The following is a 20,914-nucleotide window of genomic DNA, read 5'->3' as shown; positions in this document are numbered from 1 at the left end:
GTCGACATCCCTGCCAACCGCGTGACGTCATCGCCCACCTGACCTCACAGACAGTGATCTCTGACTACCAAGGTGACAAGCAGTTCAGCGAGCACGGAGCTAAGTAGAAGATTGACCGTAAATAAGCTGAAAAGCTCATCTGAGCCGACCAAATGCATCTCTTTTTGCACCACATTACGGCGCCAGGCGCAGGGCTTCGCTCCGAGCCGCGCAGTATCCTATAATCCGCCCCACTTTGCCGATGGAGCGCGTCATGCCCAATCTTCGTCTTGCCGATCTGACCGCTGAAATCGAAGCCAACGTGCGCCGTGCGTTGTTCGAAGATGTGGGCAGCGGCGATATCACCGCGCAACTGATCCCGGCCGAGCGCCTGGCCAAGGCCACCATCATTACCCGCGACACCTGCACCATCGCCGGCACCGCCTGGGTCGATGCCGTGTTTCGTCAGCTCGACCCCCGCGTGGCAGTGCATTGGCAGGTAGTGGACGGGCAGCAGGCACAAGCCAACCAGCCGTTGTTTCACCTCGAAGGCCCGGCACGGTCGCTGCTGACCGGAGAGCGCAGTGCGCTGAATTTTCTGCAGTTGCTGTCAGCCGTCGCCACCCGCGCGCAGTCGTTCGCCGAGCGGGTTGCCCACACTCAGGTCAAGCTGCTGGACACGCGCAAAACCCTGCCGGGCCTGCGCCTGGCGCAAAAGTATGCAGTGACCTGCGGCGGTTGCCACAACCACCGCATCGGCCTGTACGATGCATTCCTGATCAAGGAAAACCACATCGCCGCGTGCGGCGGCGTGGCCCAGGCGATCACCGCTGCGCAACGCATCGCACCGGGCAAGCCCGTGGAAATCGAGGTCGAAAGCCTGGACGAGTTGCGCGAGGCACTGGCCGCGGGCGCCGACATCGTCATGCTCGACGAGCTGAGCCTTGCGGACATGCGCGAAGCGGTGAGCATCAATGCCGGCCAGGCCAAGCTCGAAGCCAGCGGCGGCATCAATGATTCGACCTTGGTCAGCATTGCCGAAACGGGTGTGGACTACATCTCGATCGGCACCCTGACCAAGGATGTAAAAGCGGTAGACCTGTCCATGCGCCTGAGCCTGTGACAGCCCACATAGATATCGACCAGCAAAGGTATGGAGTTTTAGCAGTGACCAGCACATCCACCCAAGGCGCCCACCAGGTCTACATCGTTCGCATCGACGGCACCCGTTTCGGCCCCTTCGAATCGTCCCTGGAGCCCAACAAGGCCCTGATCTACGAGGTGACCCTCAATGCTGGCGCCGGCGACCGCATCGAACTGCACGACGCCGCCGGAGACGTGCAGACCCACGTCATTTCCAACACCCACTTCCAGCCCCAGATGAGCGACGTCCCCGCGCACTACACCGTCCGCTGGCGCTGACACCCCCGCTGGCCTCTGTGCAAGCAGCTCCTATGAAAGCAGGCCCTGTGAAAACAGGCCCTGTAGGAGCAGGCCCTGTGGAAGCAGGCCCTGTGGGAGCGGGCTCTGCCCGCGAAGAGGCCAGTCGCCTCCCCACACATCCCAAGCCCCCACAAATCCCCCAAACAGTAAATTCCCTTGACTCCCCCCCACGAATCGCCCAATGGTGCTCAAACAAAACTCGCGTAAGGAAGCAGCCTTGAGCATCGTCGAACAGTTTCACTCAGGCCTCAAAGCCGCCCTGCCCGCCGCCAGCCTTGACGAACTCGCGTTCGCCATCGGCGCCTCTTCCACCCAACTGGATGCGCTCAAAGAAGTCTACCCCGACTGCCCGGACAGCCTCCTTCACCTGCTCGCCAAGGTGAACGGCACGCACTGGCAGAAGTACGAAAAAGGTGAAGTCTCAGTGCTCATCCTGGGCTCCGACATCGCCGAGTACCCGTACTACCTGCGCTCGGTCGAACAGATCCTCGAAGACCGCACCGCCAACGACAAAAGCATTGCCGACATCTACGACGACTTGTTCCTGGAAAACCCGGACATGGTCGACAAACGCATCGATCCCGATGTCATTCTGGGCGAACGGCTGTGCTTCTCGCACTGCATGAACAACGGTGGTACCTCCACGCTGTTCATCGACTTCAACCCCACGAGCAAAGGCACCAAAGGCCAAGTGATCCGCTTCGTCCACGACCCGGACGAATACGTGGTCATCGCCGACAGCTTCGACGCCTACCTGAAGATGCTGATCGACGACAAGTTCGCGTTCATTCTCGAGGATTGATGCTGCAGCAGACGAGCCCACCTGCCTGGTGAGCTCGTCTACTGGCAAGACGGTCTGACCCCCCACCTATGCTTCCCTCGGGCACTCCTGCACATCCTTCGTATCATTTCCCCTCGCCTACATCCTCATTCCTGATCTAAACCTAGCCAAGCAGCAGATATTGACGCGCAATTGATGAGCAACTAAATTTAGTCGCACCTAGGGAGAGGTATGTCCAGGCAAGGAAAGCTCATCGCCAAACTGATCTCGCAGGATGGCGATTTCACATGGAATGAACTGGTGAAAGTACTGCAGGGGTTTGGCTACGAGCCAATTCAAGGCAGTGGTAGCCGTGTCAAATTCTACAATGGTGATCCGAAGGCCTTAATCAGCCTACATCGTGCTCATCCGGGTAATGAAATCAAACCCTATATCCGGCGGCAGATCATTGCTCAATTGAAAAACGGAGGCCTGATCCCATGAACCCATTGCTTCAATACCGCGGCTATTTCGGATCGATCGAGGCGAGCGCTGAAGACGACTGCCTATATGGCAAAGCGCAGTTCGTGCGGGCGCTGATCAGCTATGAAGGACAAACAGTCTCACAACTCATCGCAGCGTTTCACACAGCCGTAGACGATTATCTGGAAACATGCGCCAACCTGAAGGTGGCGCCGGAAGTACCCTGTAAAGGGTCGTTCAATGTGCGAATAGGCCACGAGTTGCACTTGGCAGCCAGTATTGCTGCTAACCGGCAAAGCATTACGCTCAACGACCTGACCAAGCAGGCCCTTGCAAGCTACCTTCACCAGGAGTCAGCGACTCGCGCAAGTTGAAGCAACCTCTTGCTCAATGCTTGAGCGGAAGCATGCCAATGGCCGGACGGGCGAACAGGTAGCCTTGCTGGAGGTCGATCCCCAGCCCCTGCAGGGCCGTGCTTTCGCCGACGGTTTCCACGCCCTCGGCCACGACGGTGATGTTCAGCTTGCCGGCCACCAGTACGATCCCCGCCACGATGGCTTGGCGCACGGCGTCATGATCCAGATCGCGAGTCAGTGCCATGTCGATCTTCAGCACCTTGGGCTGGAAGGTCGCCAGCAGGTTCAGGCCGGAATACCCTGACCCGAAATCATCGATCGCCGTGACGAATCCCTGTTTCTCGTATTCGCTGAAAATCGACTGCAGATGCAGCGGGTCGTCTACACGCTCGCCTTCGGTCACTTCGAACATCAGCCGATTCAACGGAAAGCCGAATTCGCGGGCTGCTTCGAGCGTGGCGCGGATGCACGTTTCAGCGCGGTAGACGGCCTTGGGCAGGAAGTTGATGCTGAGCAGGCAGTCAGGCAGGTCCAGCAGACCCCACCGGGTGGCCAGCTCAATGGCCTTGACGCGGCAGGACTGGTCGAAACGGTAGCGATTGCCGTCGTTGACCTGGCTCAGGATGCTGTACGCAGACTCACCGTTGATGCCACGCACCAGGGCTTCATAGGCCCATGGCTGCCCGCTGCGCACGTTGAGGATCGGCTGGAATGCCATGGTGAAGTCGAAACCCAGGGCATCCAGGTTTCGACAGTCGGAGCAGCCAACCGCTTTGAACGGCTGAGGAAAAATGATCGAGCTCATGGCGAGGCTCCGTGGGCAAAGTGCGAATGATAGCGTAATGCCACTTTGACAGCTCGTAACCTCGTTAGGTCCATTGGCAGGGCTGAGCGGTCAGCCCAGCACGACCAACCGATCAGGCAACTCGTTGCGAGGATGGGTTACAGGTACGTGTTGACGTAATACCTCACCGCACGCCTGGATACAACCCACGAATCCTTCCATCGTTTCACCCCGCTTGACCCGCGCGGTAAACGCCTCGACGATCGCGTTCCAGGTGTCATCGCCAATTCGGCTGGAAATCCCCTCGTCCACCAGGATTTCCACGTACCGTTCCGCCTCCGAAACGAAGATCAACATTCCCGTCGCGCCTTGGGTGTGGTGCAACTTGCGCTCCAGGAACTGCCGACGGGCCATGTTGGCCGCCCGCCAGTGACGCACACGACGCGGCACCAATGCCGTGGTCAATGCAGGAATGCGGAACAGCAGCCCCATCACGATGAAGGTCGCCCACTGCACCAGCAACAACTGATGGGCATTCAGCCAACCGGGGTAATAGTTGATCAGGCCCGGCACCAACAACGCGATCAGCCCCGCCCACAGCAGCGGAATGTAGGTGTAGTCGTCGGATTGCGGTGCGAGCACTGTGACCAGTTCGGCGTCGGTGTGCAGTTCCGCCTCGGCAATCGCCATGGCAACGCGCTTCTGCGCGCTTTCGTCCAGTAATGTCATGCTGCGTACCTGCTCGATTTACCAGCCACCCGATGCACCCCCGCCGCCGAAGCCGCCGCCACCGCCACCAAAACCGCCACCGCCGCCGCCGAAACCACCGCCGCCACGGCCGCCGCCGAGCACACTGCCCAGCACCGCACCGGTGAGTACCGAACCGCCACCACCGCCTCGGCCGCCACGTCCGCCTCCCCCACCACGGATCATCACGATCACGATGATGATCAAGATGAGAAACGCCGGCCACGGCAAGCGCTGCTGTTCCCGACCTTCAGCCTGCGCATTGCTGCGCTGAGGCTCGGCCAGTGGATCACCGCCCAGCACCTGCAACATGGCGGCCGCGCCAGCACGAATGCCACCGGCGAAATCGCCCTGGCGGAACGACGGCACGATCACGTTATTGATGATGATGGAGGACTGCGCGTCGGTGAGCTGCCCTTCCAGACCGTAGCCCACTTCGATGCGCACCTTGCGCTCGGCCTTGGCCACGATCAGCAGGGCGCCGTTATCCTTGCCCTTCTGCCCGATGCCCCAGGCGCGTCCGAGTTGATAGCCGTAGTCGGCGATATCCGTGCCTTGCAGATCCGGTACGGTCACCACCACGACCTGCTCGGAGGTCGCCTGCTCGTGTGCTTCGAGCATCTGGCTGAGCTGACTGCGGGTCTGCCCGTCGAGCAGGCCCGCCTGATCCACCACCCGGCCGCTGAGCGCTGGAAACTCCAGCGCTCCGGCGGTGGCGACCCACAGCAGCATCAGCAGCGGCAGGCACCGCCATGGCTTCATTGGAACTTCACGCTCGGCGCTTGCTCGGCATTGGGTGCCGTGGCCTTGAAGTTCTCGCGAACCTTCTGGTCACGGTACATGGTCATCTGCCACAGCTTGCCGGGGAAGGTGCGGATCTCGGTGTTGTACTTCTCGACCGAGGCGATGAAGTCACGACGTGCCACCGCGATGCGGTTTTCGGTCCCTTCAAGCTGCGACTGCAAGGCCAGGAAGTTCTGGTTCGATTTCAGGTCAGGATAGCGCTCGACCGTCACCATCAACCGGCTCAGGGCGCCGCTGAGTTGCTGCTGAGCCTGGTCGAACTGCTGCAGCTTGGCCGGATCGTCCAGGGTATTGGCGTCGACCTGGATCGAAGTGGCCTTGGCCCGCGCCTCGATGACCCGGGTCAGGGTGTCCTGTTCCTGCTTGGCGTAACCCTTCACCGTTTCCACCAGATTGGGAATCAGGTCGGCACGACGCTGGTACTGGTTCTCCACCTGAGCCCAGGCCGATTTCACCTGTTCGTCATATTGCGGAATGTTATTGATGCCGCAGCCACTGAGCAGCGTGGTGAACATCAACACGGTCAGCAGCCGTGTGCGCAGAGAAATGGTCATGGCGGGGTCAAGCTCCTTGGAAGGCAGCGCAACAAGGCGCTGCAACGCGCCGACATCCGGTTCGGGTCGACGCTTGAATAAGAGAGGTTAGCAGGCCTGGATGGGCGAAACGCCAAATCGCAGGCAAAGAAAAGCCCGCCGACGGGGAGGAAAGCGGGCTTGAAGAAGGAGCAAGGTCAACATTACGCCCGAGAATGTGAACACCGCGTGAAACGGATGTGAACGGACAGTTAGCTGCACTTTTCTCCTTTTTCACGACATCAACGACCGTCTGCGATCTTGCGTTCGATCTCGGCGGTCTTGCGCTGCAAGGTCTCGGCGTCCTGCTCTTTCTCCTTGATGGAGGTGGGCGTGATGACCTTGTCGACGCCTTCGGTCGCCGGGGTTTCGTTCTCGATATCGCGCTCGACCACGTTCACGGGCTTGCCGCTCGCGTCGAGGGTCGGAGCTTTTGGCTGGATTTCATCGCGTGTGGTCATGGTAGGAAGCCTCTGATGTTAGGTAACGATTCGAGGCTTTGCAGGCGAGGTAAGTTCCTGTGCATAACTTTTGACCGCACGTTACCCACAGGCACGGGTCACAGTTTCTTTGGGAGGAAAACCATGACCATTTCAGTGAAGAAACTCGAAGGCGATGACGTCCCCGAGCAATACCGTGCACAAGGCATGGACCTGGTGTTTCAAGTACAGGACGCCGAGGGCGAGCTGCACATCCGCACCAACGACGAAGAGGCCGCCGCCCTGGCGGTGGAGTTCAGCGAAAAGGACCAAGGCAACGAGTGACTACGGGTGGCGTGCAGAACCCAGCTGATTTGCACGTCAGGCCCCGCAGCTGCGCCTAACGGCTAAGCAACCAGACCCCGGCGCAGATCAACCCGGCGAGCAGCGTACCGCCGAACAAGGCGTACTCCAGCTTGGTGCGATTCAACGAGTCGATTACCTGCTCGATGTAGACCTCGATGTCAGCCGCTCGGCGGCGCATCTCCAGACCTTCGATAATGTCCTGCACCCGCGCATCGAGCAGCGGCGAGACGCACAGATAGACCGACGCGTAACTGGCGAGAATGACAAGAAGGTACTTCACGGTTGGCTTCCTTGCCCAAAATGTAATGCGGGCGCATGTGCGGTCGACAGACGCGGTGAAAACGATACAGGTCGAAGCGAACAATCGCCATTGTGGGAGTGCTCCCCTCCATTGCGTCTGCCGATCACGTCACAGCCCACCGTCACAAATGCTTTTTCGCCTCCTTGTCGAGGTGTTTGTCAGCCTTGTGCCGCTCATCATCGTCGTGCTTAAGACCTTTATCGACCTCGGCGGCGTCGTGTTTGACGCCCTTGTCGATTTCCTTGGCATCGTGCTCGACACCTTTGTCGAGTTCACGATTGTCGTGACGAATGCCCTTGTCCAGTTCATCTTCAGCCTGCGTGGCAGGCGCCACGGCACAGATCAGCAGCAAAGCGGTAGCGATTGAAGGGACCCACTTACCCATGGCAACACTCCTGTTTGAACGGCCGGAGCCACTGACTCCATCGACTCTAACGGTAGTAGATGCCCACAAACCGCGCCAGAGTGCGCCAGACAGATGAGCGCTCACACACCGGGCTATCGAATCCTGTAAAACGTACGAACCAAAAACAACGACGCACGCTCATGACCGTCTTCTACCTCAAGCTGCTCATCACCCCGCTGCTCATGCTCTCGATCTCCATCGCCGCCAAACGCTGGGGCACCCATGTCGGCGGATTGCTGTCGGGGCTTCCGGTGACCTCGGCCGTGGTGATGCTGTTTCTGAGCCTTGAACAAGGCCCTGGATTCGTAGCGATGGCAGTACCGGGTGCGCTGGCGGGCGTTGCGGCGATTCAGGCCACCTACCTGTTCTACCTCACCGTGACCCGGCGCCTTTCGGCATTCCTCGGCTGCGTGGCAGCGCTGGCCTTCTACGTGGTCGCCGCCTTGCTCATGAACTGGCTGGGCTCACTCCCGGCGTCCATCGCAGTCACCCTGTGCCTGATCGTCGTACTGATCATGGCCACCTCAAGAACCGGCGAGCGGCCGGCTAAACCGGTGCCGCTGCCCAGCTGGATCATCCCGATGCGGATGCTCACCGCCACCCTGCTGCTCCTGCTGATCACCGCCGGCGCACAGTGGCTAGGCCCCGTCGTCAGTGGCTACCTGGCACCCATCCCCATCATCGCGTGGCCATTGGCCGTGTTCGCCCACGTCCAGGGCGGACGCCAGGAACTCGCCGCCATCGTGCGCGGCAACGCCATTGGCGCCGTCGGCGTGATCGGCTTCTACCTCAGCCTGCAGGGGATGGCGACGCAACTGGGCATACTGCACGCCGTGGCGACGGGCGTGGTCCTGGCCGTAGTAATCACGGCCGTCGTCGCGCGACTGGCCAACCTGCGCCGGAAAGCGGCCTAAGCCATATCAGAGGTGTGCACGAAACATAACTTGTTGCCCTCGGGATCCCGACAATAGGCCCCGAAATAGTCCTGCGCATACTGCGGCCGCAAACCCGGCACGCCCTCGTCCGTGCCGCCGTTATCCAACGCCGCCTGCCACGCGTCCCGCACCTGCTGCTGCGACTGCGCCGCAAAACTCACCTGCATGCCGTTGCCCCACGTGGCTGGCAGGCCGTTGAACGGGAGCTGGACGTAGACCTGAGGCCAGGGCTTGCCCGGCCGCTGCCAACCGGCGCCGGCTGGACCGCCGTCGTCTTCCTCGGGGATGCGGATGAGGCCCAGGGTTTGGAGGACGCAGTCGTAGAAGGCGAGCATTTTTGGGAGATCGCGGGCGCCGATTTGGATGTGGCTGAACATGGGGGCTCCTGGGCATGTAGTGTGGGCTATGCGTGAGAGCAACCGAGCTGGACAGCTTCTGCCCTGCCTCCGATTCGCTACTGCGCCATGATCGTCTGATATCTCTTTTGATACTCGTCGTAAGGCAAGTTCTGCTGCATCAGCAAATCGATCTGCCGTTCGCGATATTCAGAGGAGGATAAGGGCGCAGGCGCGGTACTGGGCGCGGCTTGGTAGGGTGCTGTCGTCTGTCGCGCAGGGACGGCAACAGGAGCTTGGCTTGGGCCAAGGTAGTTGGGTGGCGCAGATACGCTGCCGAGGTTGCCAAGGCATTGATATTTCTTCGATACACGCCATGCGGAACAGTCGCCGTAACCGCGTCTGAGCGTGCATTCCTGGTTTGTTCCACCAAAAGGCTCTGCGTCGACATAACCCCATAAAGAACACTTGGAGCGGGCGATGGCATACGCCTGCTGCTGATCGACCACGGGGGTTTCGAAGCTACTGAATTCGTACGCAACGTCAATGACGCCATCTGCGCGACTTCCGCCTGTGGCTTGGAAGTCCTTGTGCGTGGCGCAGCCTGCAAGGGTCGCCAAAAACACGAAAGCCGCTGTTCGGCGGCTGAAGTTTAGGAGAGGCATGTGATATCCGTATTCTGAGTTCTTGAGCAGCGGTGCTACATCAGGCTTGCTGGGTCTGAAAATCTGAAGCTGACACAGGTGATTTCAGATGGTGCCGGAGATAGGAATCGAACCTACGACCTTCGCGTTACGAGTGCGCTGCTCTACCGACTGAGCTACACCGGCCATGTAATCATTTTAGCTTTTTTTCTGCACAATGATAATCCTATAGCTTGCAACCCATAGGGAGAACATCAGACGCAAGTACCGCGTTAGCGCTGCACTTCCAACGGCCATCTGCAGACCTTGAGTAAGTCAAAATACCACCGACTATTGAGCCAGATACGCTGACAAGCTCGCATGCAATGCTCACTTCATCGGCAAGAGCTGATTTCATTGAAAACTTGCATCGATTCGAGTCATTAACTTCGAGATCGGCAAGACTGGGATTACCATTCCCACCAACATGTAGAGCGTCGTACCGTATAGATAAACTCTTGAGCTCGCTTACACCAGCCGATACTTTTGCTTTGCTAGAGTACGTCTGAAACATATAGACCGCTAAGAAAGATAAAATACCAACGATTGCGATGGCGACCATCACTTCAATGAGCGTGAATCCATGGTTTCGTGAGCGTATCATGCTGATCACTCTTCGGCGCAACCGCAAAAACTGCAAAAAAACAGGGGGTGAACAGGATCCACCACCCTCAAAAACTATCGCAAAGTCATTACTTTGCAGCACCGGTGCAGCCGGCAGGCGCGTATTTGGCAAGCGCCGCTGTGGTACAGCTCCAAACACCGGCAGTGGTACGTGCAAGAGTCAAAGCTTTTCCGGCGATGTCAGGATTACCTGCCATGGTGCAGGCGATAGATGCTTCACCGGTAGTTTTGACCGATACAGCATATGCCGTGCAGCGAGCGGATGTCGTAAGACCAACATCCGCTGCAGTAGTGATCTCGGCGGTAAGTCCTTCGTTCAGCTTCGCTTCAGCTTGAGTTTTTCCAGGAGTCACTTCGGCCAAAGCAGCAGTGACTTGCGACTTACCGGTATAAGTTTGATAAGCAGGAAGCGCGATAGCTGCCAGGATACCAATAATTGCCACTACGATCATCAATTCAATCAGCGTAAAGCCTTTTTGCGAGCTCATTGCACATCTCCGAAAATGACGGGTATTCGTCGTTACAGAAGCCCAAGCACGAGCCGTGCCAACGAGCCAATGCACACAGGAAGGCTAGTCCTCAGCTAGAACATAGCATTGAAACCGCAAGCAGGACACAAAGTGACGCATTTTGTCACCACGATTAACCGAGCTTGGCTTAACTGGTGCTTGTGCGCTATAACCACGTAAATTTGAAAGGATCGGTGCTGAGATGAACGATTTGGCCCTTACTGGCCTTGCCAAACAGTTGGTGGTAGCGGAACTGCTAACAGAAAAAGCGGCTCAGCAGGCAGTACATCAAGCCCAAAAAAGCAAGTTGTCACTGGTCCACTATCTTGTGCAGGCAAAACTCGCCAGTAGCAAAGCTGTCGCAGAAATAGCTGCCGATCAATTTGGCAGTCCTCTATTCGACCTATCTGCGATCGACAAAGAACATCAGCCTAGAAATATTGTCAGTGAAAAACTTATACGTCAGCATCATGCGCTACCCCTTTGGCGCCGCGGAAATAAACTATTTGTTGCTCTAGCTGATCCAACGAACCATCAAGCCATAACCGATATTCAGTTCAGCACAGGATTAACTACAGAGTCAATTCTGGTAGAGGATGACAAGCTATCTGACGCAATCGAGCGATACTTTGAAAACGGGCATACCGGCCTGGAAGAGATGGCTGATATTGACCTTGATGGTGTCGATATTACAGCCGATGGCGTGGACAGAGAAGATAACATAGTTGGGCAAGGGCAAGATGCGGATGATGCACCCGTCGTAAGATTCGTTAACAAGATGCTCCTTGACGCTATCCGAGGCGGTTCCTCGGACCTGCACTTCGAACCGTACGAGAAAATCTACAGAGTTAGAATCCGCACTGATGGCATGCTTAAAGAGGTTGCTCGTCCGCCAATCAATCTTGCAGGTAGAATTGCTGCACGACTCAAGGTCATGGCAAGCCTTGATATTTCAGAGCGGAGAAAGCCTCAAGACGGCCGCATTAAAATGAGGATATCCAAGCTCAAAACGATAGATTTTCGAGTCAATACACTACCGACGCTATGGGGTGAAAAAATCGTAATGCGGATCTTGGATCCGTCCAGCGCGCAAATGGGTATCGATGCGCTTGGCTACGAGACGATTCAAAAGGAATTGTATCTCCAGGCACTCCGTCAGCCTCAAGGTATGATTCTGGTAACTGGTCCTACCGGCTCGGGCAAAACGGTCTCGCTTTATACGGGACTTAATATACTCAACACCGTCGATATCAACATCTCCACTGCTGAAGATCCGGTTGAAATCAATATGGAGGGCGTTAACCAAGTCAACGTTAACCCTCGCCAAGGCCTTGATTTTGCCCAAGCGCTGCGCTCCTTTCTGCGACAGGACCCTGATGTCATTATGGTGGGCGAGATTCGAGATCTAGAAACGGCAGAAATCGCGATAAAAGCGGCGCAAACAGGGCATTTGGTGCTCTCCACGCTCCATACGAACAGTGCAGCAGAAACGTTGACTCGCCTGCAAAACATGGGCGTTGCTGGCTTCAACATCGCCACATCTGTAAACCTGATCATCGCCCAACGTCTAGCTAGAAAGCTTTGTCCTGTCTGTAAGACAGAAAAATCCATTCCTGTTCAAGCTCAAATCGAGGAAGGATTTCCGAAAGAAGAGATCGGTCGGTTCAAAATTTACGAACCCAAAGGCTGCGACCAGTGTAACGGCGGCTACAGAGGCCGAGTGGGAATATATGAAGTCGTCAAAAACACAAAGGAACTGCAGCGTATGATCATGGCTGCGGCTAATGCGATAGAAATTGCCGAGCAAATGCGAAAAGAAGGCTTCAATGATCTCAGAACCTCTGGTTTGATCAAGGTCATGCAAGGCGTCACCAGCCTTGAAGAAGTCAACCGAGTAACCAAGGATTAACTATGGCCATTAAACCGGCAAAGCCTCCAACATTTGCGTGGGAAGGCACTGACAAAAAAGGCAATCTTGTCAGAGGTGAGTTAACGGCACTTAGCCCTGCACTCGCAAAGGCATACCTAAGGAAGCAAGGAGTCACACCTGTAAAAATAAAGAAGAAAACCACCTCTATTTTCAATAAAGGAAAGAAAATCAAACCACTTGCTGTAGCGTTATTCACGCGACAGCTAGCTACGATGATGAAAGCTGGAGTCCCCCTACTCCAATCTTTCGATATCATTGCCGAAGGCGTTGATAATCCCAACATGAGGAGGCTTGTAGAAGACGTGAAGCAAGATGTCGCCGCTGGCAACAGCTTGGCTTCCTCGGTACGAAAGCACCCTTTATACTTTGATGAACTGTATTGCAATCTAGTGGATGCCGGCGAGCAAGCTGGTGCACTTGAGACGTTGCTGGACAGAATCGCGACCTACAAAGAAAAAACCGAAGCACTTAAAGCAAAAATCAAGAAAGCGATGACTTATCCCGCCGCAGTACTTGTCGTAGCCTTTATCGTATCTGGAATTCTATTAATAAAAGTAGTACCTCAATTTCAATCTGTATTTGCGGGATTTGGCGCCGAGCTCCCTGCGTTTACACAGATGGTTATTGATCTTTCAAATGCTTTACAAGAATGGTGGCTGATCGTACTGGTTTTTTTGTGCGCTTTTTTCTTCGCTTTCCGTCACGTGTACAGAACAAGCAAGCCAGTACGGGATACTATTGACCGGGCGCTGCTAAAAGCACCTATCGTGGGAGGAATACTCTATAAATCAGCGGTTGCCAGGTACGCACGTACTCTATCTACTACCTTCGCGGCTGGTGTTCCACTGGTAGATGCACTGGACTCAGTAGCGGGCGCAACAGGCAACGTGGTATTCAAAAACGCAGTGAACACCATCAAGCAGGATGTCTCGACCGGCACGCAGCTCAACGTCTCTATGCGGTCTGTAGCGATCTTCCCGAGCATGGCGATCCAAATGACTGCTATCGGTGAAGAATCTGGTGCGCTTGATGAAATGCTCGAGAAAGTGGCAACTTACTACGAGGCTGAGGTAGACAACGCGGTTGACAGTCTCACGAGCCTGATGGAGCCGATGATCATGACAGTCTTGGGCGTGGTCGTGGGCGGCTTGGTCATCGCTATGTATCTACCTATCTTCAAACTCGGTGCCATTGTTTAACATGCCTTTTCCAGAATCGCTCTTCAACTCACAATTCATTTCGCTTCCAAGCGCCCTCCTCCTCGGCCTCATCATCGGCAGCTTCCTCAACGTCCTTATCCATCGCCTGCCCATCATGCTCGACCGCGACTGGACCACGCAGTCCCGGGAAATGCTCGGCCTGCCACCGGAGCCCGCGGGCGCCACCTATAACCTCCTGCTCCCCCACTCCGAGTGTCCGCACTGCGCGCACAAGATCCGCGCCTGGGAGAACATTCCAGTCGTGAGCTACCTGATGCTGCGGGGAAAGTGCTCCAGTTGTCGGGCGAAGATCAGTCTGCGTTATCCGCTGGTCGAGTTGGCCACGGGCATTCTCAGTGCGTTCGTGGTGTATCACTTCGGCCTGGGCTGGGAGGCGGCGGCGTTTCTGGTGCTGACCTGGGGGCTGCTGGCCATGAGTCTGATCGATGCCGATCACCAGTTGTTGCCGGATGTACTGGTGCTGCCGCTGTTGTGGCTGGGGTTGATCGTCAATGGGCAGGGCTTGTTCACGAACTTGTATGACGCGCTGTGGGGCGCGGTGGCCGGTTATCTGAGCTTGTGGCTGGTGTATTGGGCGTTCAAGTTGATCACCGGCAAGGAAGGCATGGGCTACGGCGATTTCAAGTTGCTGGCCATGCTGGGGGCCTGGGGTGGCTGGCAGATTCTGCCGCTGACCATTCTGCTGTCGTCGCTGGTGGGGGCGGTGCTGGGGGTGATCATGCTGCGGATGCGCAACGCGCAAACCAGTACGCCGATCCCGTTCGGACCTTATCTGGCCATCGCGGGGTGGATTGCATTGCTGTGGGGTGATCAAATAACCACTTCATACATGCAGTTTGCCGGGTTCCGATGACAACAGCTGTGGATAAACCGTGGGTGCTGGGTCTGACCGGTGGCATTGCCAGCGGCAAGAGCGCGGCGGCGCAGCGCTTTGCCGATTTGGGCGTGCACGTGGTGGACGCCGACCAGGCCTCGCGCTGGGTGGTGGAGCCGGGGCGTCCGGCGTTGGCGGCGCTGGTCGAGCGCTATGGCGCGGCGCTGTTGCAGGCCGATGGCAGCCTGGATCGCGGAGCGCTGCGCAAGGTGATCTTCGAGGATGCGCAGGAGCGGCGCTGGGTCGAAGCGTTGTTGCACCCACTGATCGCCGAGGAAATTGCGCAATCGCTGGCATCGGCGACGTCGCCCTACGCGGTGTTCGTGTCACCCTTGATGGTCGAGTCCGGCCAATACCGCATCACTCAGCGCCTGCTGGTGGTGGATGCGCCCGAGGCGGTGCGGGTCGCGCGGACCCTCCTGCGCGACCACACTACGCCGGAGCAGGTCCAGGCGATTCTCAAAGCCCAGGCCAGCCGCGAGCAGCGGCTGGCGCTGGCGGACGATGTGCTGGTCAACGATCGTGATCTGGCCTGGCTGCACTCGGAAGTCGAGCGGCTGCATACTTTTTACCTGACTTTGCGTGGAGGCCGAGAATGAGCCAACCCTTGACCGTTGATTGCCCGACTTGCGGGGCGCCGGTGGAATGGACGGCAGCGAATGTGAACAGGCCGTTCTGTTCCGACCGTTGCAAACTGATCGACCTGGGCGCCTGGGCGGCCGAGGAACACAAGATTCCGGTCAGTCCGGATGCCGAGGACGAGCTGTTCAGCGAGGACCTGCCACCGCGCGGTCATTGAAGCAGCGTTGCATTGCGCGATTGTGATGCAGTCTTCGGGATGCAACAATTGCGCAATTGTGAATGACTATCAACCCCCCCCTTGCGTACTGCTGGTCGAAGACGACGCCGAGCTTCGCGAACAGCTGTGCCTGCACCTGCAACGTCGCGGTCTGGTGGTGCAGGTGTGCGAACGCGGTGACGCAGCCTTGCTGCTGGCGCAGCGTGAACCGTTCGACCTGATTCTGCTGGACATCATGCTGCCCGGCCTCGACGGGCTGAAGGTCTTGAGCCAATTGCGCCAGGCTCACGGTACGCCGGTCATGCTGATGTCGGCCCTGGGCGCCGAGCAGGATCGCATCAGCGGTTTCACCCAGGGCGCGGACGATTACCTGCCCAAGCCTTTCAGCCTGGCCGAGCTGGATGCGCGTATCGACGCGCTGCTGCGCCGAGTGGCCCTGGACCGCCGCGCCACGCCGACCCGCGCTGAAACCGATATGGCCGGGTTGATCCGTGACGGCCATGCTCAGGACATCCACTACCACCAACGCCCGGCTGGATTCACCAGCTCCGAGTACCGGCTGCTGTGCACCCTGCTCGACCACGCTGGTGAGGCCTTGAGCAAGGCGTTCCTCTATCAACAGGTGCTGCACCGCAGCTACACACGGCTGGACCGCGGCTTGGATGTGCATGTGTGCAACATACGGCGCAAGCTGGGCCAGATCGGTGCCGACCATGTGCAGATCCAGGCAGTACGCGGCCAGGGTTACGTACTGGTGGTCGCAGGGTGATGCGTCGGCGTCATTCGCTGCTGTGGAAGCTGGCTTTGCTGCAGACGGGTTTCTGCCTGCTGCTGGTGTGGCTGGTGTGGTTCTGGGGCCTGCACGTGGAGCGGCGCAGTTATTTTCTAGACCCTGCCACCCGACAGGGTCTGGCGGCCCATGCCGAGCAGGCCGAACAGCGCTGGCTGAACGAAGGCGCAGACGGTGTGGAGCGATGGCGCGAACGGTTCATGGCCGATCAGCGAACCTGGGCAGCGGTGATCGGTCCGCAACTGCAAAGCCTGGGCACCAGCGCCTTGAGCCACGATGAATCCAGCCACCTGACCTTCATGCGCAAGCTCGACTGGCCCATGAGCCGACGCCTGGACGACGAACTGCCGTATGTCAGCATCGCCTTTCCTCGGCATCCCGAACAAGGTCGCTTGGTACTGCAACTGCCGGAACGGCTGCTACCGGAGGGGCTCACGCCCTGGACCCACATCGTCACTCACGGCCTGATGCCGGCTGCGCTGGCGCTGCTGTTGGGGCTGTTGCTTTATCGGCATCTGGTGGTGCCGCTCAATGAACTGCGCGAACGCGCCAACGCGCTGCGTGCCGACGACCTCGAGCCGGTCGCCAGCAGTGCGGTCGCGCAACGGCGAGACGAACTGGGCGAACTGGCCCAGGCTTACGAGCACATGGCCCAGCGTGTGCGGCAGAGCCTGCAACAGCAACGTCAATTGTTACGCACGTTGTCCCACGAGATGCGTACTCCGCTGACCCGTCTGCGTGTGGCCAGCGACAGCGGCCCGCCGGACGGGCAATTGCAGGCGCGCGTGTCGCGCGAAGTCGACGAGATGCAGCGACTGGTCGAGGACGCGCTGGATCTGGCCTGGCTCGATACCGAACGGCCCGACCTGCCCCGAGAAGAGGTGCGGGTACGTTCGGTATGGGAGGCGCTGGTGCAAGACGTACAGTTCGAGAGCCACTGGCCGGCCCATCGCTTGCGCTGCGAGGTGCCGGACGACTGCGTGGTGCAGGCCCACCTGAACAGCCTCGCTCAGGCGTTGGAAAACCTGCTGCGCAATGCGGTCCGGCACTCGCCAGCGCAAGGCTGGGTGACACTTCATGGCCACCGTGATGGCCTCTTCTGGCATTTGTGCGTAGAGGACCAAGGGCCCGGTGTCGACGTCGCCGACCTGGAGCGGATCTTCGAGCCGTTTTTGCGCCTGGATGGCACGCCGGGCAAGGGCTTCGGCCTGGGCTTGAGCATCGCTCGCCGTGCCATCGAGTTGCAGGGCGGCCAGCTGTGGGCCAGCCGCGGGGATCACGGTCTGCGCATGAACCTGCGTCTGTTGGCCCATGACTCGTCGAGCCAGACGCCAAGTGTTTAGAAAGTTAATGCGCTTTACTATCATTTAGCAATTATTATCATCTTCGATCTTCCGGCCACCCTGGCCAGTTCATGGAGATCCAACGATGCGCCTGCGCCTGCCGCCCCTGCCCTATTTCGCCGTACTTCTGGGCGCTTGCCATCTGCTCCCCGCAACCGCGTTGGCCGACAACACGACAGCCGAGCCCGTGGAGCTGGAAGCGTCTTCGGTGGTGGCCACGGCCGAAGAAGAGATCAAGCAGGCGCCCGGTGTGTCGATTATCACGGCGCAAGACCTTCGCAAGCGTCCGCCGGCCAACGACCTGTCGCAGATCATCCGCACCATGCCGGGAGTCAACCTGACCGGCAACTCCAGCAGCGGCCAGCGCGGCAACAACCGGCAGATCGATATTCGCGGCATGGGGCCGGAAAACACCTTGATCCTGGTCGACGGCAGACCGGTGAACAGCCGCAATTCGGTGCGTTATGGCTGGCGCGGCGAGCGCGACAGCCGCGGTGACACCAACTGGGTGCCCGCGGACCAGGTGGAGCGTATCGAAGTCATTCGGGGTCCGGCCGCGGCCCGTTATGGTAATGGCGCGGCGGGCGGCGTGGTGAACATCATCACCAAGCAGCCGGGTACCCAGACCCACGGTTCGGCGACGGTCTACCAATCCTTTTCGCAACACAGCGCGGAAGGCGCCACCAAGCGGGTCACTTTCGGCCTGAACGGGCCGCTGACCGATGCGCTGAGCTACCGCGTGTTCGGCAATGTCGCCAAGAGCGATGCCGACGATCAGGACATCAACAGCGGCCATGAGTCGCGGCGCACCGGCAACCAGATCGGCACCCTGCCGGCCGGGCGCGAAGGCGTGCGCAACAAGGACATCAACGGGCTGCTGAGCTGGAAGCTCAGCCCCGAGCAGACTGTAGATCTGGAAGCGGGCTACAGCCGCCAGGGCAACATCTACACCGGTGATACCCAGAACACCAACAGCAACGCCACGGTGCGCAGCCTGGTGGGCCATGAAACCAACATTCTCTATCGCGAGAACTACGCCCTGACCCACCGCGGCGACTGGGATTTCGGCACCTCGCTGGCCTATCTGCAGTATGAAAAGACCCGCAATCGACGCGTGAAGGAAGGCCTGGCAGGTGGCACCGAGGGCATCTTTTCCAGCACTGATTTCACCACCAACGTGGTGCGCGACCTGACTGCCCACGGCGAGGTCAGCCTGCCGCTGCATTGGGGCGTCGATCAGATGCTGACCCTGGGCACGGAGTGGGTCGAGCAGAGCCTTGGCGACCCCAATTCCAACGTGCAGACCACCACGGCCGGTGGCGCCATACCGGGCCTGGCCAGCAGCAACCGCAGCGGTAGTTCGGAGGCACGCATCGCTTCGCTGTTCGTCGAGGACAACATCGAGCTGTTCCCCGGCACCAAGCTGACCCCCGGCTTGCGCCTGGACCATCACGACATCGTCGGCGACAACTGGAGTCCGTCGCTCAACCTGTCCCAGGTGCTGACTGACACTGTGACCGTGAAGGCCGGCATCGCCCGTGCCTACAAAGCGCCGAACCTCTACCAACTGAACCCCAACTACCTGCTGTACAGCAACGGTCAGGGTTGCTACGGCCAGACCACCAGTTGCTACCTGCAGGGCAATGCCGACCTGGAAGCCGAAACCAGCGTCAACAAGGAGCTGGGCGTGGAATATCGCAAAGACGGCGTGGTGGCCGGCCTGACCTACTTTCGCAACGACTACCGCAACAAGATCGAATCGGGCCTGACCCCGGTCGGCACCGCCATCGGTGGCAGCGGGACGACTGCCAACGCCAGCATCTTCCAGTGGGAAAACGTGCCCAAGGCCTTGGTCGAGGGATTGGAAGGCAACCTGACCTTGCCCGTAACGGATGATCTGAACTGGACCAACAACTTCACCTACATGCTGCGTTCGTTGAACAAGGAAACCGGTGATGTGCTTTCGGTGACGCCCAAGTACACCCTGAATTCGATGCTCGACTGGCAGGCCAGCGAAGCGCTGTCGCTGCAGGCCAATGTGGCCTGGTACGGCAAGCAGAAGCCCAAGAAATACGACTACCACGGTGCACGAGTGACCGGCACATCCAACAATCAGCTGTCGCCCTACGCGCTGGTCGGCGTCAGTGGCACCTACGCGCTGACTCAGCACCTGAGCCTGACGGCGGGCATCGACAACCTGTTCGACAAGCGCCTGTACCGCGAGGGTAATGCCCAGGGTGTGAACAACATCGAAGGCGCGGGTGCCGCCACCTACAACGAGTCGGGCCGCACGCTCTACACCAGCCTGACGGCGTCGTTCTGATGAAGCATACGATCATCAGCGAACTGGCAATGGCCGCCCTGATTTCACACGGCGCCGCGCAAGCACGTCCGGACCCGCAGCAGCCCATGGTGGCCCCGGTGCTGGAACGGCCCGACACTGGCTATGGGTTCACCACCCGAACCCTGGACTCGGCGGACGGGCAGCGGCATTACCGGCTGTACATCGGCCGCCCGGACCAGCCCGCCCCGGCCGCTGGCTACCCGGTGGTGTACCTGCTCGATGGCAATGCTGCCGTGGGTTCATTGGACCAGACACTGCTACGGCGCTTGAACGAAGGCGCGGACGCACCGCTGATCGTCGCCATCGGCTCGACCACGCCGCTGCGTATCGACCGTCCGGCGCGAACCTTCGATTACACGCCTCAAGTGACCGGCGACACGCAGATCGATGCGCCCTCCGGGTTGCCCAGCGGCGGTGCCGATCAGTTTCTCGACCTGCTGGAGCAGCGAATCAAACCGCTGGTGCAGCACGCCGTACCGGTGGATGTGAAACGGCAAACGTTGTGGGGGCATTCCTATGGCGGATTGCTGGTGCTGCATGCCCTGCTGACCCGGCCTGGGGCGTTTCAGCATTACGCCGCGGCCAGTCCTTCGCTGTGGTGGGGAAACGGTGCGGCGCTCGAGCCGTTGGACGGCCTGGCGGACCGAGTCGGCCAGAGCGAGGTGGGGTTGACGTTGATGCGGGGTGACGCCGAATCAGCTGGGCCGGGTGGGCCGGGGCGCTCGACGCAGGGGCCGGGGGTGGCCATGGAGCGGTTGTTGAAAGGTGTTCGCGGCGTGCCCGGTTTGCGCGTCGATTACCACGTATTTCCCGGGCTAGGGCATGGGCCGATGCTGCCTGCCTCGCTGCGATATGTATTGGAGAATGGGGTGTACGGGTGAGGCGTTTGGCCCCGTTCTGCCGGGGGGTGGGCGTTTAGCGGGGGAGGGGGCGCAAGCCGCGTCCGGGTTGCAAGCGGCCTGGCTGAGTCACCGCAGAGGGGCCTTCCCGGGCAGAGATCCCTCCTACAGGGGACTGCGCTGTCCTCGCGGGTAGTGTCCGCGTCCTCCCGGGAGTGGGGGCTGTCGGAGGCGCGGCGCGAACCGCGCGCGCGGGGTGGGCCGGTTCC

At 59.1% G+C, this 20,914-nt stretch carries 27 protein-coding genes and 1 tRNA gene; 16 read left to right on the top strand and 12 right to left on the bottom strand.

What is annotated here, in order from left to right; translation table 11 throughout:
- The first annotated feature begins 253 nt into the window (after window positions 1–253).
- From nadC to AC788_RS13790, 5 genes are all read left to right on the top strand, one after another.
- Window positions 254–1,102: a carboxylating nicotinate-nucleotide diphosphorylase gene (nadC, locus tag AC788_RS13810; protein ID WP_049861167.1), complete on the top strand. Its 849-nt coding sequence runs from the start codon at window positions 254–256 to the stop codon at window positions 1,100–1,102.
- A 44-nt stretch (window positions 1,103–1,146) separates the two neighbouring features.
- Window positions 1,147–1,401: a hypothetical protein gene (locus AC788_RS13805; RefSeq protein ID WP_049861166.1), complete on the top strand. Its 255-nt coding sequence runs from the start codon at window positions 1,147–1,149 to the stop codon at window positions 1,399–1,401.
- Window positions 1,402–1,639: 238 nt separating this feature from the next.
- A complete protein-coding gene (locus AC788_RS13800; protein WP_049861323.1) occupies window positions 1,640–2,224 on the top strand; it encodes an SMI1/KNR4 family protein in 585 nt (194 codons plus the stop codon).
- A 210-nt stretch (window positions 2,225–2,434) separates the two neighbouring features.
- Window positions 2,435–2,686: a type II toxin-antitoxin system HicA family toxin gene (locus AC788_RS13795; protein WP_049861165.1), complete on the top strand. Its 252-nt coding sequence runs from the start codon at window positions 2,435–2,437 to the stop codon at window positions 2,684–2,686.
- Window positions 2,683–3,039 (top strand): type II toxin-antitoxin system HicB family antitoxin, encoded by a 357-nt coding sequence (locus AC788_RS13790; protein ID WP_049861164.1) that lies wholly within the window; start codon window positions 2,683–2,685, stop codon window positions 3,037–3,039. The genes AC788_RS13795 and AC788_RS13790 overlap by 4 nt, the downstream gene beginning before the upstream one ends.
- A 13-nt stretch (window positions 3,040–3,052) precedes the next feature.
- Here AC788_RS13790 and AC788_RS13785 read toward each other — a convergent pair whose 3' ends face one another.
- The 5 genes from AC788_RS13785 to AC788_RS13765 form a co-directional block, all read right to left on the bottom strand.
- Window positions 3,053–3,826 (bottom strand): EAL domain-containing protein, encoded by a 774-nt coding sequence (locus AC788_RS13785; protein ID WP_049861163.1) that lies wholly within the window; start codon window positions 3,824–3,826, stop codon window positions 3,053–3,055.
- Window positions 3,827–3,916: 90 nt separating this feature from the next.
- Window positions 3,917–4,534, bottom strand: a complete 618-nt coding sequence (locus tag AC788_RS13780) for a TPM domain-containing protein (protein WP_049861162.1) — start codon at window positions 4,532–4,534, stop codon at window positions 3,917–3,919.
- A gap of 18 nt (window positions 4,535–4,552) precedes the next feature.
- Complete coding sequence (locus AC788_RS13775) at window positions 4,553–5,314, bottom strand: TPM domain-containing protein (protein ID WP_049861161.1); 762 nt, start codon at window positions 5,312–5,314, stop codon at window positions 4,553–4,555.
- Complete coding sequence (locus AC788_RS13770; RefSeq protein ID WP_049861160.1) at window positions 5,311–5,910, bottom strand: LemA family protein; 600 nt, start codon at window positions 5,908–5,910, stop codon at window positions 5,311–5,313. Before AC788_RS13770 ends, AC788_RS13775 begins: the two co-directional genes overlap by 4 nt.
- A 260-nt stretch (window positions 5,911–6,170) precedes the next feature.
- On the bottom strand, window positions 6,171–6,389 hold the full coding sequence (locus AC788_RS13765; protein WP_043192846.1) for a hypothetical protein: 219 nt from the start codon (window positions 6,387–6,389) through the stop codon (window positions 6,171–6,173).
- 123 nt (window positions 6,390–6,512) lie between these two features.
- Here AC788_RS13765 and AC788_RS13760 point away from each other — a divergent pair, with 123 nt between their 5' ends.
- On the top strand, window positions 6,513–6,692 hold the full coding sequence (locus AC788_RS13760; protein WP_049861159.1) for a hypothetical protein: 180 nt from the start codon (window positions 6,513–6,515) through the stop codon (window positions 6,690–6,692).
- Window positions 6,693–6,747: 55 nt separating this feature from the next.
- Here AC788_RS13760 and AC788_RS13755 read toward each other — a convergent pair whose 3' ends face one another.
- On the bottom strand, window positions 6,748–6,993 hold the full coding sequence (locus AC788_RS13755; RefSeq protein WP_049861158.1) for a hypothetical protein: 246 nt from the start codon (window positions 6,991–6,993) through the stop codon (window positions 6,748–6,750).
- Window positions 6,994–7,135: 142 nt separating this feature from the next.
- Entirely contained in the window at window positions 7,136–7,399 is a 264-nt protein-coding gene (locus tag AC788_RS13750; RefSeq protein WP_049861157.1) for a hypothetical protein, read from the bottom strand.
- A gap of 161 nt (window positions 7,400–7,560) precedes the next feature.
- Here AC788_RS13750 and AC788_RS13745 point away from each other — a divergent pair, with 161 nt between their 5' ends.
- Entirely contained in the window at window positions 7,561–8,334 is a 774-nt protein-coding gene (locus tag AC788_RS13745) for a hypothetical protein (RefSeq protein ID WP_049861156.1), read from the top strand.
- Here AC788_RS13745 and AC788_RS13740 read toward each other — a convergent pair.
- From AC788_RS13740 to AC788_RS21405, 5 genes are all read right to left on the bottom strand, one after another.
- Window positions 8,331–8,732, bottom strand: a complete 402-nt coding sequence (locus tag AC788_RS13740) for a VOC family protein (protein WP_049861155.1) — start codon at window positions 8,730–8,732, stop codon at window positions 8,331–8,333. The genes AC788_RS13745 and AC788_RS13740 overlap by 4 nt on opposite strands.
- A gap of 77 nt (window positions 8,733–8,809) precedes the next feature.
- Window positions 8,810–9,355 (bottom strand): YecR family lipoprotein, encoded by a 546-nt coding sequence (gene yecR, locus AC788_RS13735; RefSeq protein ID WP_049861154.1) that lies wholly within the window; start codon window positions 9,353–9,355, stop codon window positions 8,810–8,812.
- Between the two features lie 89 nt (window positions 9,356–9,444).
- A tRNA-Thr gene (locus AC788_RS13730) sits at window positions 9,445–9,520 on the bottom strand.
- A 40-nt stretch (window positions 9,521–9,560) separates the two neighbouring features.
- Complete coding sequence (locus AC788_RS22230; protein WP_082223678.1) at window positions 9,561–9,977, bottom strand: prepilin-type N-terminal cleavage/methylation domain-containing protein; 417 nt, start codon at window positions 9,975–9,977, stop codon at window positions 9,561–9,563.
- An 88-nt stretch (window positions 9,978–10,065) separates the two neighbouring features.
- A complete protein-coding gene (locus tag AC788_RS21405) occupies window positions 10,066–10,485 on the bottom strand; it encodes a pilin (protein WP_082223673.1) in 420 nt (139 codons plus the stop codon).
- A gap of 223 nt (window positions 10,486–10,708) precedes the next feature.
- Here AC788_RS21405 and pilB point away from each other — a divergent pair, with 223 nt between their 5' ends.
- The 9 genes from pilB (at window position 10,709) to AC788_RS13685 (ending at window position 20,687) form a co-directional block, all read left to right on the top strand.
- Complete coding sequence (gene pilB, locus AC788_RS13725; protein WP_049861153.1) at window positions 10,709–12,415, top strand: type IV-A pilus assembly ATPase PilB; 1,707 nt, start codon at window positions 10,709–10,711, stop codon at window positions 12,413–12,415.
- 2 nt (window positions 12,416–12,417) lie between these two features.
- Window positions 12,418–13,635 carry a type II secretion system F family protein gene (locus tag AC788_RS13720; RefSeq protein WP_049861152.1) on the top strand — a complete coding sequence of 406 codons (1,218 nt, stop codon included), beginning with the start codon at window positions 12,418–12,420 and terminating at the stop codon, window positions 13,633–13,635.
- 1 nt (window position 13,636) lies between these two features.
- Window positions 13,637–14,509: a prepilin peptidase gene (locus AC788_RS13715; protein WP_049861151.1), complete on the top strand. Its 873-nt coding sequence runs from the start codon at window positions 13,637–13,639 to the stop codon at window positions 14,507–14,509.
- A complete protein-coding gene (gene coaE / locus AC788_RS13710) occupies window positions 14,506–15,129 on the top strand; it encodes a dephospho-CoA kinase (protein WP_049861150.1) in 624 nt (207 codons plus the stop codon). Before AC788_RS13715 ends, coaE begins: the two co-directional genes overlap by 4 nt.
- Complete coding sequence (gene yacG, locus AC788_RS13705; protein ID WP_049861149.1) at window positions 15,126–15,329, top strand: DNA gyrase inhibitor YacG; 204 nt, start codon at window positions 15,126–15,128, stop codon at window positions 15,327–15,329. The genes coaE and yacG overlap by 4 nt, the downstream gene beginning before the upstream one ends.
- Window positions 15,330–15,387: 58 nt before the next feature.
- Window positions 15,388–16,098: a response regulator transcription factor gene (locus AC788_RS13700; protein WP_330218331.1), complete on the top strand. Its 711-nt coding sequence runs from the start codon at window positions 15,388–15,390 to the stop codon at window positions 16,096–16,098.
- Window positions 16,098–17,462 carry a HAMP domain-containing sensor histidine kinase gene (locus AC788_RS13695; RefSeq protein ID WP_049861147.1) on the top strand — a complete coding sequence of 455 codons (1,365 nt, stop codon included), beginning with the start codon at window positions 16,098–16,100 and terminating at the stop codon, window positions 17,460–17,462. Before AC788_RS13700 ends, AC788_RS13695 begins: the two co-directional genes overlap by 1 nt.
- An 85-nt stretch (window positions 17,463–17,547) precedes the next feature.
- Window positions 17,548–19,785 carry a TonB-dependent siderophore receptor gene (locus AC788_RS13690; protein WP_049861146.1) on the top strand — a complete coding sequence of 746 codons (2,238 nt, stop codon included), beginning with the start codon at window positions 17,548–17,550 and terminating at the stop codon, window positions 19,783–19,785.
- Entirely contained in the window at window positions 19,785–20,687 is a 903-nt protein-coding gene (locus tag AC788_RS13685) for an alpha/beta hydrolase (protein ID WP_049861145.1), read from the top strand. Before AC788_RS13690 ends, AC788_RS13685 begins: the two co-directional genes overlap by 1 nt.
- Window positions 20,688–20,914 lie beyond the last annotated feature (227 nt).

This window comes from Pseudomonas sp. RIT-PI-a, assembly GCF_001187875.1.
Lineage (GTDB): Bacteria > Pseudomonadota > Gammaproteobacteria > Pseudomonadales > Pseudomonadaceae > Aquipseudomonas > Aquipseudomonas coleopterorum.
The sequence above is the reverse complement of the archived record's forward strand: the minus strand, read 5'-3'. Positions and strand labels throughout refer to the sequence as shown.